Genomic DNA, 13642 nt, shown 5'->3' with positions numbered 1-13642 from the left:
TTCGGTATGACTACCGGGGTGCGGCGCAGAATGGGAGTCGAGGAGCGGCGACGGCAGTTGATCGGGGTCGCCCTCGAACTGTTCAGCCACCGCTCCCCCGACGAGGTCTCCATCGACGAGATAGCGGCCGCCGCGGGGATCTCGCGGCCGCTCGTCTATCACTACTTCCCGGGCAAACTCAGCCTGTACGAGGCCGCGTTGAAGCGGGCCGCCGAGGATCTGGCGGAACGTTTCGAGGAGCCCCGGGAGGGGCCGCTCGGGGCCCGGCTGCTGCGGGTCATGGGGCGGTTCTTCGACTTCGTGGACGAGCACGGGCCGGGTTTCTCCGCCCTGATGCGGGGCGGGCCGGCCGTCGGCTCCTCCGCGACGAACGCGCTGATCGACTCCGTCCGGCAGGCCGCCTACGTGCAGATCCTGGCGCATCTCGGGGTCGTGGCTCCGTCCCCGCGCCTCGAACTCGTCGTCCGGTCCTGGATCTCGCTCGCCGAGTCGACGGCGCTGATCTGGCTGGACGGGCGACGGATTCCTCGCGGGGAGCTGGAGCTTCAGCTGGTACACGATTTCGCTGCGCTGGCTGCGGTGAGCGCTGCCTATGACTCCGAGATGGCTTCGTTGCTGGGGCGGCTGCTTTCCGGGGAGCCGGTCGATGGGCCGTTCGCCGAGTTGATCGGGCGGTTGTCGGCGCTGGCGCCTGTTTGAGTTGTCGGTCGGCTGCGGGTTCGTCGTGGCTGGGCGCGCCCACGCGGCGGAGCCGCAAATCGACACAGCCCCGCGCCCCTGGCGGGGCGCTGCGCGCAGCCTTATCAGCCTCGTGCCGACTTGTAGGTTGCCTCCAGGTCTCGTACCTCCACCGAGAGGTGGGCGCCTTCCGGGCTCTTGATGTGCTGCGGGAGGAGGGAGAGCACCGCCTCCACCAGGGCCGTCTTCGCCTCCTGGGTGCGGCCCGCGAGGAGGGCGATCTCGATGTGGACGAGGTCGGCCTGCTCGGTGCCGTCGCCGACGACGGTCTCGTCGGCTCGGCGGAAGCGGGTCTTGCAGGCCGCCGTGCGCGCGGCGACGGTGTCGACGCAGGCCTGGTGCACGGCGCCGGCCAGTCCGGCGCGGTCGATCCGGTCGTCGAGGCCGGCGGAGTGGTCGACGGTGATGTTCGGCATGAGGGCTCCGTGGGGTCACGTGCGGACGGTGTGCCCCTCACCTTTACGGTGATCGGTATGACGGCACAACTCGCGTTCCGCAGAGCGGACACCGGCGACCTGGGCGTTCTCGTCTCGCTCCACGACGACGCGGCCCGCTGGATGATCGCCCGGGGCATCGACCAGTGGAAGCCTGGCCAGAAGGACGCGGACCACTTCCGGCGGCGGATCGAGGCGGGCGAGGTGTGGCTCGCCGAGGTCGACGGCGCCGTCGCGGGCGCGTACGAGCTGTGGTGGGAGGACGAGGCGGCGTGGGGCGCGCAGCCGCCCGTGGCCGGTTATGTGCACCGGCTGATGGTGCGGCGCGGCGCCCCGGCCGGCACCGGCGCCCTGCTGCTCGCCCACGCCGAGCGGCGCATCGCGGACACGGGCCGCTCGCTCTGCCGCCTCGACTGCGTGACGACCAACGCCGGACTGCGCACCTATTACGCGGGCCGCGGGTACACCGTCGTGGGCGAGCAGCCCTTCAAGGCCGGTGCGGGGGGCAGCAGTTACGGGGTGACCCTGTGGGAGAAACCCCTGGGCTGACGCGCAGGGCGAGGAGGGCGATGTCGTCCGCGCGGTCCTGGCCGAAGCAGGACATCAGGGTGTCGCACAGGGCCCCGGGTCCGGCCGGGGCGACGGCCGCGGCGCCGCGCAGTTGCTCCATGGAGACGGCCAGGTCGGTGCCGCGGGTCTCGATGAGGCCGTCGGTGACCATGAGCAGCCGGTCGCCGGGCGCGAGGACCAGCTCCGCCGGCCGGGGGTGCGGCAGGCCGAGGCCGAGCAGCGGGCCCGCGGCCGCGGCGTAGTAGGGCTCGCCGCGCTCGGGGAGGATCAGCGGCGGGATGTGCCCCGCGTTCGCGACCTGTACGCGGCCGGTGTCCGGGTCGACGAGGATCAGGCAGAGGGTCGCCGTGGTGTCCGGGTGGTAGTGCTGGAGCATCCGGTCGATGCGGTCCACCAGCCGTGCGGGCCGCGGGTCCTCGATGCTGTAGGCGCGCAGCGCGTGCCGGATCTCGACCATCACGGTGGCGGCGTCGAGGGAGTGCCCGACGACGTCGCCGATACCGGCGAGGACTCCGGCGGGGGTGGGCAGCGCGGCGTAGAAGTCCCCGCCGATCTCGGCCTGCTGGGATGCGGGTTCGTAGCGGAAGGCGACCTGGAGGCCCGGCATGCGGGGCAACTGGGCGGGCAGGAAGCTGCGTTGCAGGGTGAGGGCCACGTGGCGCTCCTGCTCGTACCGGAGGAGGGGTTCGGCGGCGAGCACGGTGGCCCGCGCCAGCTGGGTGGCGAGCGGGCCGATCCGCCCGGCCTTGTCGGCGTGGACGGGGGTGACCAGGCACACCGACAGCCCGTCCCGGCTGCGGGCGAGCACGAGCCGGACGTCGCCGGGTCCGACGTACGCCGCGGGCCACAGCGATCCCGGCAGGACGGTGGAGCGGATCCCGCCGGGCGCGCACAGCACCCGCCTGATGAGGGCGGCGGCCCGCTCCTCGTCGCGTCCGCGGGGCAGCCCGGTTTGTGCGGCGTGCCGGGACAGGCCGCAGTGCACGTCGCTCTCGCCGCCGAGGACGAACACGGCGGCCGGTTGGCCGGTCAGCCGGTCGGCGGCGTCGGCCGCGGCGGCGGCCAGCTCGGCGAGGCAGCGGGCGCCCTGCACCTCGACGACGGCCTCGGAGAGCAGGGTGAGGCGGGTGAACTGGTTCTGCGCGGCGGTGAGTTCGCGGGCGCCGCGCAGCGCGGCCCGCACCACGGCGCGGATCTCCTCCGGCTCCGCGGGCACCGTCAGATACGCCTCGCCGCCCGCGTCGAGCGCCTGGCAGCGGTCGACGGAACCCGAGGGGCGCGCGGAGAAGTGGACGACGGGGATGCCGGCCAGGGAGGGCAGGGCCTTGACCCGGCGGCACAGTTCGAAGCCGCTGAGGTCCGGCAGCCCCACGTCGACGAGCGCCAGGTCGGGCAGACAGCCGGCCCGCAGCCGCACATCGAGTTCGAGCAGTGCCTCACCGGCGGAGGCCACGGGGACGACGACGTGCCCGGCGCGGCTGAGGACGGCGCTCAGCGCGAAGCGGTTCGCGGCGGTGTCGTCGACCACCAGGACCGTGCTGCTCTCCCCGGTGCGGGGATGCAGGGCAGTGGCGTTCACGTGCAACAGCCCCTCGCGGGCGGACCGGTGCGGGCTCCGTCGGCCCGCATCACCACGCTACCGCCGTCCGCAAGGGGTGTGTCGGCCGTTCGCGGGCCTTCACCGTTCCGAGTGGTGATGGTCCCGTTTCCGCCCCCAACCGCCGCTGGACTCAACGCAGTTGTGCGACAGGCCGTTCGGTGGGCAATACGGCAGGTGACCGGTACAGTCCACTCCCGTGACCGCACGCCTGGCCGACATAGCCGCGCACGCAGGAGTCAGCGAAGCGACCGCCAGCCGCGTGCTCAACGGCAAGCCCGGGGTCGCCGCCGCCACCCGGCAGTCCGTGCTCGCCGCACTGGACGTGCTCGGCTACGAGCGTCCCGTCCGGCTGCGGCAGCGCAGCGCGGGCCTGATCGGGCTGATCACGCCGGAGCTGGAGAACCCGATCTTCCCCGCGCTCGCCCAGGTCGTCGTGCAGGCGCTGACCCGCCAGGGCTACACACCGGTGCTGGCCACGCAGACGCCCGGCGGCTCCACCGAGGACGAGCTGACCGAGATGCTGGTGGACCGCGGCGTCGGCGGCATCATCTACGTCTCCGGGCTGCACGCGGACACCACGGCGGACACGCTGCGCTACGAGCGGCTGCACGACCGGGGCGTCCCGTTCGTGCTCGTGGACGGTTTCTCACCGGCGATCGCGGCGCCCTTCATCTCCCCCGACGACCGGGCGGCGGCCCGTCTCGCGGTGACCCATCTCGTCTCGCTCGGCCACACCCGGATCGGTCTGGCGCTCGGCCCGCGCCGTTTCGTGCCGGTACTGCGCAAGGTCGAGGGGTTCGTGGCGGCGATGGCGCAGCTCCTGGCGCTGCCGCCGAAGGACGTGGAGCGGGATCTCGTCCAGCACTCTCTGTACACGGTGGAGGGCGGCCAGGCGGCGGCCTCGGCCCTCCTGGACCGGGGCTGCACGGCCGTGGTGTGCGCGAGCGACATGATGGCGCTCGGAGCGGTCCGGGCGGTGCGCGGGCGCGGTCTCGACGTGCCGGGGGACGTCTCCGTGGTCGGTTTCGACGACTCTCCGCTCATCGCGTTCACCGACCCGCCGCTGACCACGATCCGCAAGCCGGTGCAGGCCATGGGCCAGGCCGCCGTCAACACGCTGCTCGAAGAGGTGGCCGGGACACCCGCGCCCAGGAGTGAATTCGTGTTCATGCCGGAGCTGGTGGTCCGTGGGTCGACGGCCTCGTCCCCTGGGGTCCGCTCTCGTCCGTAGGGCGTAGCAGGTGCGGGCGTGACCCGACCGAGGGATGATCTGGCTGGGGTGGGAAATCTGGCAGACTCGGTGACTATGGGTGAAACGACCGTGACAACTCTGGACGGCCGACCAGGACCCGCCGCCTCGCTCGCCGCGGAGAGATCCCGTGCGACGCAGGGCGCCGGCGGATTCCTGCGCCGTCTGCGTATGCCGCGGCGTCCCCGGCTCTGGTTCGAGATCCTGCTGATCGCGGTGAGCTACTGGACGTACTCCATGATCCGCAACGCGGTACCGGAGCAGAGAGCGAAGGCGCTGCGGAACGCGGACTGGATCTGGTCCCTGGAGCAGCATCTCGGCATCGCCGTGGAGCAGAGCGTCAACCACACGGTGAACGCGGTGACTTGGCTCATCATCGGGATGAACTACTACTACGCGACCCTGCACTTCGTGATCACGCTCGGGGTGCTGGTGTGGCTGTTCCGCCGCCATCCGGGCCGGTACGCGGCGGCCCGGCTCGTGCTGTTCGCGACGACGGCGGTCGCCCTGGTCGGCTACTACTTCTTTCCGCTGGCGCCGCCGCGCCTGATGACCGGCGGCCACTTCGTCGACACGGTCGCGGTGCACCAGACCTGGGGATCGATGGCCTCCGGGAACCTGAAGAACATGTCGAACCAGTACGCGGCGATGCCCTCGATGCACATCGGCTGGTCGCTCTGGTGCGGCCTGACGATCTTCGCGCTCGCCTCGGCGCCGTGGGCGCGGATCCTCGGCCTGCTCTACCCCGCGGCGACCCTGACGGTCATCGTGTCGACCGCCAACCACTTCTGGCTGGACGCGGTGGGCGGGATGCTCTGTCTGGCGTTCGGATTCCTGGTGGCGCGGCTGTGGTACGGGGCGCTGCCGTACGCACTGCCGCGCCTGGTGGCGGCGCAGCGCCCCGGTTTCCCGATCAAGGCCTAGGGCGATTTCTCCGCAGATCCTATAGAAAGCGCGTTCCCTTCACCGGGTGTCACCGGGTGCGGTGCGTGATCCTGCCGCCCACGGTGGTCAGCAGCACGGGTGTCTCGGCCAGTTCGCCGGCCGGTGCCGTCACCGGATCGAGGCCGAGGACGGTGAGGTCGGCGCGCAGGCCGACCTCGATCCGGCCCGTCACGGCCGACTCCCCGGCCGCGACCGCGGCGTGCGATGTCACTCCTTCGAGTGCTTCGAGTCCGGTGAGGCCCTGCCCCGGTCCGGCCGCGCCCTCGGGGACCCGGGCCATGGCCAGGACCCGCCGTACGTCGTAGGGGGCGATCGGCCAGTCCGAGCCGAGGGCGAGGGTGGCGCCCGCGTCGCGCAGGTCGCGGGTGCGCCAGGCGCGGGCCGCGCGCTCGTCGCCGAGCCGCTTGGACCACTCGTCGCTGTGGTCACCCTTCGTGTACGCGGTGTGCGGCGGCTGCATCGAGGCGGTGACGCCGAGTGCGGCGAACCGCGGGAGGGTGTCGTCGGGCACGGACTCGATGTGCTCGACGCGGTGGGCGCCGCGGCCGCTCGCGCCGAGCGCCTCGATGGTGTCCAGGACGTGCCGCACGGCGGCGTCCCCGATCGCGTGGGTCGCGGTGCGCACCCCGGCGGCGTGCAGGTGCCGCACGGCGGCGCTGTACGCGGCCGTGTCCGGCCAGAACGCCTCGGTGCCCTGCCCGTGGCAGTCGGGGTGCTCCAGCCAGGCGGTGCCGCCCTCGACGGTGCCGTCCATGAAGAACTTGACGCCGCCGACCCGCCAGTTCCGGCCGTGCCTGCGCTGGAGCGCGACCAGTTCGTCGAGGCCCGCCGTGTCCACGCCCGGCATGCACCAGGGCGCGATCGTCAGGCGCAGCGGAAGGTCGCTCTCCGCCTCGACCGCGGCGAGCAGGTCGAGGTCGGAGCCGTCCATGACATGGGCGCCGGTGAGGCCGGTGGCGGCCATGGCGGTGAGCAGGTCGACGAGTCCCTTGCGGCGTTCCTCGTACGACAGCGCGGGCACGACCGCGTCGACCAGGTCCATGGCGGCGTGCTCGATCAGATACCCGGTGGGCCGGCCGTCGGCGTCGCAGACGATCTCGGAGCGCTGGGCGAAGGAGCGCGGCCCGGTGACCCCGGCGGCGGTCAGGGCGGCGGCGCTGACGAGCGCGGAGTGGCCGTCGTACAGGCGCAGGAACGCCGGGGCGCCGTCGAGCACGTCCTCGATCAGGTCGCGGTGCAGGGGGCGGCCGCCGAACGCGTTGTGGTCGAGGCCCCAGCCGACGACCCAGCCGTCGATCCGCTCCGCCCGGCGCAGGGCGTCCCGCAGCCCGTCCAGGTCCTGTACGCCGCTGAGGTCGGCGCCGGTCGCCATCCGCAGCCCCCACACGGGGTGACTGTGGGAGTCGACGAGGCCCGGGGTGACGGTCGCCCCCGCGAGGTCGATGCGCTCTGTGCGGGGGCCGGTGAAGTCCTGGACCAGGGTGTCGGTGTCGCCGATGGCCGTGATGCGGCCGTCGGTGATCGCGAGCGCGGTGGCCTTCGGCGGGGTGGGGGTCAGGGTGCGGAGGCGGGCGTCGGTGAGGAGGAGGTCGGCCGGGGGTGTCATGGGGGCTCCGTTTCGGGTGCGGGTGCGGGTGCGGGTGCGTCGTGGCTGGGCGCGCAGTTCCCCGCGCCCCTGGGTAGTTCGCCGTCTGCGGGCCGTGGCCGCTTCTCGCGCAGTTCCCCGCGCCCCTGACGGGGCACAGATCAAGCCCCTCCGGCGATTGAGGAGCGGGGGCCGGGGCGGAGCCCCGGGGCTCGGCTACGACTGGCCGAACCGCTCATAGACATCCGGACGGGTTCGCTTCAGGCGGTGGGCCAGGGGGAAGCCCAGGACGAAGACGACCGGGGCCACGGCCACCATCACGGCGTTCGCCAGCGGGGAGGCGCCGGTGAAGAGGTCTATGTGGGTGATCACCAGAGCTATGGCCACGCCGAGCAGCAGCGTCGCCGCCACAGGAGCCACGACCGTACGCAGAACACCCTCCTGGTGCGTGATCCGGCGGAAGAAGAACGGGACGGCGATCGCCGCGAGGAGTTGCAGGGCCATCAGGCCCAGCATTCCCGGGGTGTTCACCCACAAAAGGAGTTGGGCGTACGGGTCGAGTCCGGCCGCCCAGAAGACGAGGACGACGACGGCGCCGAGGACGGTCTGCGCGAGCCCCGCCATGTACGGCGACCCGTGCCGGGGATGGATCCGGCCGAACGAGCGCGGCAGGACGCCCTCGTCGGCGAGAGCGAGCCCGTAACGGTTGATCGCGTTGTGGAAGGCGAGGAGGGAGGCGATGAGGCTGGTGACGATGAGGACGTGCATGACGTCGGCCGCCCAGCCGCCGACGAAGGTGCTGATCGCGGTGAAGAAGAGGTCCGCCGGGTTGCTGCCCGCCTCTTTCACCACGCGCGCGTCGCCGAAGGACTGGATGGCGATCCAGACCGTGAACGCGTAGAAGAGCCCGAGGAACGCGACCGCGATGTACGTGGCGCGGGGCACCGTGCGGTCCGGGTCGCGGGCTTCACGGCGGTAGATGACGGTCGACTCGAAACCGGTGAACGCGGCGAAGGCGAAGGCCAGTACGGCGGCGGTGCCGGGCACGAAGACGTTGCCGGGGGCGAAGGAGGCCAGGGAGAGACCGTGGGCGCCGCCCTTGAGGAGGACTCCGGCCGCGAGGAGTACGAGGATGCCGGTCTCGGCGACGAGCAGGACGCCGAGCAGCTTCGCGCCGAAGTCGATCGAGCGGAAGCCGCCGTACCAGATGACGACGAGGCCGATCAGGGAGACCGGCAGCCAGGGGATGTCCGTGCCGAACAGGGCGTGGACGGTGTCCTGGGTCGCGGAGCCGAGCAGGCCGTAGACGCCGATGCCCATGCCGTTGTAGCCGACCATGGCGAGCAGCGCGGCGCCGATGCCGGCCGGGCGGCCGAGCCCCTGGGTGATGTACGCGTAGAAGGCGCCGCCGCCGGTGACATGACGGCTCATCGTGGTGAAGCCGACGGCGAAGACGGCGAGGGTGAGGCCGGCCAGGAGGTAACCGGCCGGGGCGCCGATGCCGCCGAGGGCGATGGCGAGGGGCGCGACACCCGCCATGACGGTGAGCGGGGCGGCGGCCGAGACCACGAAGAACGCGATGTCGGAGGTGCCGAGGGAACCCGTGCGCAGACCGGGCTCGGGCGGCGCGGGGGCGGGCGCCGTGCGGGTCGTCGAAGAGGGTGCGGACATGCGGAAGGAGGCCCTTCTGGTGGCAGGCAGCAGAGGACGGGAAACGGCGTGAGCGGGTAAACCTAAAGCCTTTCGGTTTCCGCAATGTAACCTCCGGTTGGGGATACGGGAAGACCCGTCTTCACGGACGGGACGGGGATCTGACGGAGGAGCACATCGGATGGGGCGGCCGAGCAAGCCACTTCTCGACCGGGAGCGCATCGGCGCGACGGCGCTGGCGCTCGTCGACGAGCAGGGCGACTTCAGCGTGCCGCAGATCGCGCGGCGGCTCGGAGTCCAGACCGGGTCGGTGTATCACCATGTTGACGGCCGGGACGGGATCGTCGAGCTGCTGCGGGACCGGGTGGCGGGCGGCATCGACGCGGCGTCGCTCCGCTCGGGGTTGCCGTGGGACGAGGCGTTGACTCAGTGGGCCCGCGCCTATCGGGCCGCGTTCGCCGCGCATCCGAGGGCGATCCCGTTGCTGACCACCCATCCGGTGCGGGCGCCTCGGGTTCTCGCGCAGTACGAGCTGGCGGTGGGGCTGTTGCTCGATGCCGGGTTCGCGCTCGGCGATGTCATGACGGTGATCATCGGGCTCGACAACGTGGTGCTCGGGTCGGCGCTGGACATGGCGGCGCCGGAGGAGATGTGGGAGGTGCCGGGCGGGGCCTCTATGCCGTTGCTGGAGCGGGCGCTCGGGGCGGTGACCGGGAGTCGGTCGGACGCTGCGTTCGAGTTGGCGCTCGGGGCGTTTGTGGGGGGTGTTCGGGGGTTGCTCGGGGCCTAGTGCGCCAGTGGTGGCCTGATCGCGCAGTTCCCCGCGCCCCTTGTCGGGTTGTCGTTCATCCGCGACCCGGTGGGGCTTCTCGCGCAGTTCCCCGCGCCCCTGGGAGCGTTGTCGGCTGACGGCCGGTGGCCGCTTCTCGCGCCGTTCCCCGCGCCCCTGAGGCAGGCGCTGCGCGCCGCCTCCCCTCAGAGGCTGCGCTCCGCGCGCCTCTCCTGAGGGGCGGGGCGCACCTCCGCCCTGGGCAGGGCCCGCACCTCCACCCGGCGCAGGGGCGCACCTCCTCCTTGGACAGGGGGCGCACCCGTGATGGAGATAGCGCACGAAGTGCGCATCTCCAGGGGCGCGGGGAACTGCGCGACCAGCCCCCACCGGCCCGCACACGAACAACAACCCGATAAGGGGCGCGGGGAACTGCGCGAGAAGGGGCCACCGGGCCGCACCCGACCTGCAACCCATCAGCCACGACGGCGCCTGAGTCGGTCGCGAGGCGCAGCCCTACTGGTAGAAGCGTTCCTCCACCACGGCGCGCGCCCGGCGCGTGGTGCGGCGGTAGTCGTCCAGCATGTCGCCGACGTGCCCGGGGTCGTAGCCCAGGTAACGGCCGACGGCGCCGAGTTCACGCCCGTCGGAGGGGAACGTGTCACCGGCCCGCCCGCGCACAAGCATCACGGCATTGCGCACCCGGGTCGCAAGCACCCACGCCTCGTCGAGCGTCGCCGCGTCCTCGGTGTCGAGCAGACCGGCGGCGCTGGCCGCGGCCAGCGCCTCCCGGGTACGGGTCGTGCGCAGCCCGGGTTCCACCCAGCCGTGCTGGAGCTGGAGGAGCTGCACCGTCCACTCCACGTCGGACAGGCCGCCACGGCCCAGCTTCGTGTGGAGCGTGGGATCGGCGCCGCGCGGCAGGCGTTCGGACTCCATCCGGGCCTTGAGGCGGCGGATCTCGCGCACGGCGTCGTCACCGAGCCCCTCGGCCGGATAGCGCAGCGGGTCGATCAGCTCGATGAAGGAGCGGCCCAGCTCCTCGTCACCGGCGACGTACTGGGCGCGCAGCAGCGCCTGCGACTCCCAGACCAGTGACCACCGGCGGTAGTACGCCTCGTAGGACTTGAGGGTGCGGACCAGGGGCCCTGACTTGCCCTCCGGGCGCAGGTCGGCGTCGATGAGCAGGGGCGGGTCGGCGCTCGGCAGGGCGAGCAGGCGGCGCATCTCGGAGACGACCTTGTTCGCGGCCTGGGCGGCCTCCTGGTCGCCCACGCCCTCGCGCGGCTCGTGCACGAAGAGGACGTCGGCGTCGGAGCCGTAACCCAGTTCGTGTCCGCCGAAGCGGCCCATGGCGATGACGGCGAACCGGGTCGGCAGGGTGTCGCCCCAGCCGTCACGGACGACCGCGCGGAGCGTCGCGGCGAGCGTGGCCGCGGTCAAGTCCGATACGGCGCCGCCGACTTGGTCGACCAAGGCGCCCTGGTCGGCGACGGCGGGGGTGTCCTCGGTGCCGTACGAGGCGATGATGTCGGCGGCGCAGGTGCGGAACAGCTCGCGGCGGCGCACCCCGCGCGCGGCGACCACGGCCTGTTCGCCGCCGTCCGCCCGGCCCACCGCGGCGAGCACCTCCTGCTCCAACTGGGCGTGCGGGCGCGGCTGGAGCCCCTGGGCGTCGCCGAGCAGCGCGACGGCCTCGGGGGCGCGCATCAGCAGGTCGGGGGCGAGGCGGCCGGCGGACAGGACGCGGGCCAGGTTCTCCGCGGCGGCGCCCTCGTCGCGCAGCAGCCGCAGGTACCAGGGGGTCTTGCCCAGCGCGTCCGAGACCTTGCGGAAGTTGAGCAGTCCGGCGTCCGGGTCCGCGGAGTCCGCGAACCAGCCGAGGAGCACCGGCAGCAGCGTGCGCTGGATGGCCGCCTTGCGGGAGACGCCCGAGGAGAGGGCCTCCAGGTGGCGCAGGGCCGAGCCGGGGTCCGCGTAGCCGAGGGCGACGAGCCGCTCGCGGGCCGCCTCGGTGCTCAACCGGATCTCTCCCGGGGCGAGTTGGGCGACCGCGTCGAGCAGCGGACGGTAGAAGAGCTTCTCGTGGAGCCGCCGGACGACCGAAGTGTGGCGCTTCCAGGCCCGGTTGAGGTCGGTGATGGGTTCGGTGCGCATGCCCATCGAGCGGCCGATGCGGCGCAGGTCGGCCTCGTCCTCGGGCAGCAGGTGGGTGCGGCGCAGCTTGTAGAGCTGGATGCGGTGTTCGAGCGTACGCAGGAAGCGGTAGGCGTCGTCGAGCTGGACGGCGTCGACCCGGCCCACGTAGCCGCCGTCGGCGAGCGCGGCCAGCGCGTCGAGCGTGGTACCGCTGCGCAGCGAGGCGTCGGACCTGCCGTGCACCAATTGCAGGAGCTGGACGGCGAATTCGACGTCACGCAGTCCGCCCGGGCCCAGCTTCAGCTCGCGCTCGACCTCGCCCACCGGGATGTTGTCGACGACGCGCTTGCGCATCTTCTGCGCGTCGGACACGAAGTTCTCGCGCTCGGCGACCTGCCACACCATCGGGGACACCGCGTCGACGTACGCCTGCCCCAGTTCGGGGTCGCCGGCGACCGGGCGGGCCTTGAGCAGCGCCTGGAACTCCCAGGTCTTGGCCCAGCGCTGGTAGTAGGCGACATGCGAGGAGAGGGTGCGCACGAGCGGGCCGTTGCGGCCCTCGGGGCGCAGGTTGGCGTCGACCGGCCAGATCGTGCCCTCGACCGTCATGTCGGAGCAGATCCGCATCATGTGGGAGGCGAGCCGGGTGGCGGCCTGGACGGCCTTGCCCTCGTCGGCGCCCTCGACGGCCTCGCCGACGAAGATGACGTCGACGTCGGACACGTAGTTCAGCTCGTGGCCGCCGCACTTGCCCATCGCGATCACGGCGAGCCGGCACAGCGCGGCGTCGGCGGGCGCGGCGGCCCGCGCCATGGCGAGCGCCGCGCGCAGGGTCGCGGTGGCCAGGTCGGCCAGTTCGGCGGCGGTCTCGACGATGTCGGTGGTGCCGCACACGTCACGGGCGGCCAGCGACAGCAGGCACCGCCGGTAGGCGACGCGCAGCGACACCGGGTCGGTGGCCTCGGCGAGGCCCCGCTCGAACTCCTCCACCCCGGGATGCAGGTCGCTCGGCTCGTAGGTGACCAGGGCCCGCCAGTCGCCGCTGTGCCGGGCGAGGTGGTCGGCGAGCGCCTCGGAGGCGCCGAGCACGCCGAGCAGCCGGTCGCGCAGCGGCTTCGCGGTGATCAGGGTGTCGAGGAGTTCCCGGCGCGCGGTGGGGTCGGGCTGCCCCTCGACGAGCCGGACCAGGCCCAGCAGGGCGAGATCGGGGTCGGCGGTGGCGCCGAGCGCGTCCAGGAGCAGCGGGTCGGAGCGCACCGACGACAGGGCTTCGGCGTCGAGCAGCCGCTCGGCGCCGGACGGATCGGTGAATCCGTGCCGCAGCAGCCGCGTGAACGTGCTGCTCCTTCTCCCCTGCGGCACCGACATCGCCCGGCCTCCTGTTCGATCACTCGCTGGGGCTGAGCCTACTGCTCAACGTGGTGGACCGATGAGTCGTGGACGGGCGCGCGGTCTTCCCTTCCGAGGGACGATCCCTCGGAAGGCACGTACGCGTCTCAGGAAGGACCGGCCATGGAATGGACCCTGGAGGTCGTGGTGCTCCCCGTCTCGGACGTGGACCGCGCCAAGGAGTTCTACGCGGACCAGGTGGGATTCGAGGTGGACCTCGACCGTGAGGTGGCGCCCGGGATCCGTGTCGTGCAGTTGACCCCTCCGGGTTCGCGCTGTTCCGTCTCGCTGACCCAGGGGCTGCCCGGCGCCCCGGGGCAGCAGGGCATGGCGCCGGGGTCGATGAGCGGACTCCAGCTGTGCGTCACCGACATCGCGGCCGCGCACGAGCAGCTGGTGGCGCGCGGCGTGGACGTGTCGCCGGTGCGGCACGCGGGCCCGGGCGGCTGGGAGGACGGGCCCGGCGGGGAGTGGAACTCCTTCCTGTTCTTCTCCGACCCTGACGGGAACGGGTGGACGGTGCAGGAGGCGCCGGCGCCTCTTTCCGAGCGCTGAGGATTCACCGACGGTTCAC

At 72.5% G+C, this 13642-nt stretch carries 11 protein-coding genes; 6 read left to right on the top strand and 5 right to left on the bottom strand.

The features are described 5' to 3' along the window. The first annotated feature begins 6 nt into the window (after window positions 1–6). Entirely contained in the window at window positions 7–699 is a 693-nt protein-coding gene (locus ACFVDP_RS35715) for a TetR/AcrR family transcriptional regulator (RefSeq protein WP_383498989.1), read from the top strand. Between the two features lie 104 nt (window positions 700–803). Here the strand turns inward: ACFVDP_RS35715 and ACFVDP_RS35710 are convergent, their stop codons facing one another. Beyond that, on the bottom strand, window positions 804–1154 hold the full coding sequence (locus ACFVDP_RS35710) for a 5-carboxymethyl-2-hydroxymuconate Delta-isomerase (protein ID WP_383498986.1): 351 nt from the start codon (window positions 1152–1154) through the stop codon (window positions 804–806). Between the two features lie 57 nt (window positions 1155–1211). Here ACFVDP_RS35710 and ACFVDP_RS35705 point away from each other — a divergent pair, with 57 nt between their 5' ends. After that, window positions 1212–1721, top strand: a complete 510-nt coding sequence (locus ACFVDP_RS35705) for a GNAT family N-acetyltransferase (RefSeq protein ID WP_383498983.1) — start codon at window positions 1212–1214, stop codon at window positions 1719–1721. Here ACFVDP_RS35705 and ACFVDP_RS35700 read toward each other — a convergent pair. Next, entirely contained in the window at window positions 1660–3321 is a 1662-nt protein-coding gene (locus ACFVDP_RS35700; protein WP_383498980.1) for a SpoIIE family protein phosphatase, read from the bottom strand. The genes ACFVDP_RS35705 and ACFVDP_RS35700 overlap by 62 nt on opposite strands. Window positions 3322–3538: 217 nt before the next feature. Here ACFVDP_RS35700 and ACFVDP_RS35695 point away from each other — a divergent pair, with 217 nt between their 5' ends. Both ACFVDP_RS35695 and ACFVDP_RS35690 read left to right on the top strand, forming a co-directional pair. Then, the gene (locus tag ACFVDP_RS35695; protein WP_383498977.1) at window positions 3539–4573 is read left to right on the top strand and encodes a LacI family DNA-binding transcriptional regulator; all 1035 of its coding nucleotides are present in this window, start codon (window positions 3539–3541) and stop codon (window positions 4571–4573) included. A 75-nt stretch (window positions 4574–4648) separates the two neighbouring features. Then, window positions 4649–5515: a phosphatase PAP2 family protein gene (locus ACFVDP_RS35690; protein WP_383498974.1), complete on the top strand. Its 867-nt coding sequence runs from the start codon at window positions 4649–4651 to the stop codon at window positions 5513–5515. A gap of 49 nt (window positions 5516–5564) precedes the next feature. Here ACFVDP_RS35690 and ACFVDP_RS35685 read toward each other — a convergent pair whose 3' ends face one another. Beyond that, on the bottom strand, window positions 5565–7142 hold the full coding sequence (locus tag ACFVDP_RS35685; protein ID WP_383498971.1) for an amidohydrolase: 1578 nt from the start codon (window positions 7140–7142) through the stop codon (window positions 5565–5567). 195 nt (window positions 7143–7337) lie between these two features. Next, the gene (locus tag ACFVDP_RS35680) at window positions 7338–8792 is read right to left on the bottom strand and encodes an APC family permease (RefSeq protein ID WP_383498969.1); all 1455 of its coding nucleotides are present in this window, start codon (window positions 8790–8792) and stop codon (window positions 7338–7340) included. A gap of 160 nt (window positions 8793–8952) precedes the next feature. Between ACFVDP_RS35680 and ACFVDP_RS35675 the strand changes: the two genes are divergently transcribed. Then, window positions 8953–9561, top strand: coding sequence for a TetR/AcrR family transcriptional regulator (locus ACFVDP_RS35675; protein WP_383498966.1), 609 nt, complete (start codon window positions 8953–8955; stop codon window positions 9559–9561). Between the two features lie 495 nt (window positions 9562–10056). Here the strand turns inward: ACFVDP_RS35675 and ACFVDP_RS35670 are convergent, their stop codons facing one another. After that, a complete protein-coding gene (locus ACFVDP_RS35670; RefSeq protein ID WP_383498963.1) occupies window positions 10057–13047 on the bottom strand; it encodes a bifunctional [glutamine synthetase] adenylyltransferase/[glutamine synthetase]-adenylyl-L-tyrosine phosphorylase in 2991 nt (996 codons plus the stop codon). 144 nt (window positions 13048–13191) lie between these two features. Here ACFVDP_RS35670 and ACFVDP_RS35665 point away from each other — a divergent pair, with 144 nt between their 5' ends. Beyond that, complete coding sequence (locus ACFVDP_RS35665; RefSeq protein WP_383498960.1) at window positions 13192–13623, top strand: VOC family protein; 432 nt, start codon at window positions 13192–13194, stop codon at window positions 13621–13623. Window positions 13624–13642: the final 19 nt, after the last annotated feature.

Origin of the sequence: Streptomyces sp. NPDC057694 (assembly GCF_042799415.1) — a bacterium.
In the GTDB taxonomy this organism is placed as follows: Bacteria; Actinomycetota; Actinomycetes; order Streptomycetales; family Streptomycetaceae; genus Streptomyces.
The sequence above is the reverse complement of the archived record's forward strand: the minus strand, read 5'-3'. Positions and strand labels throughout refer to the sequence as shown.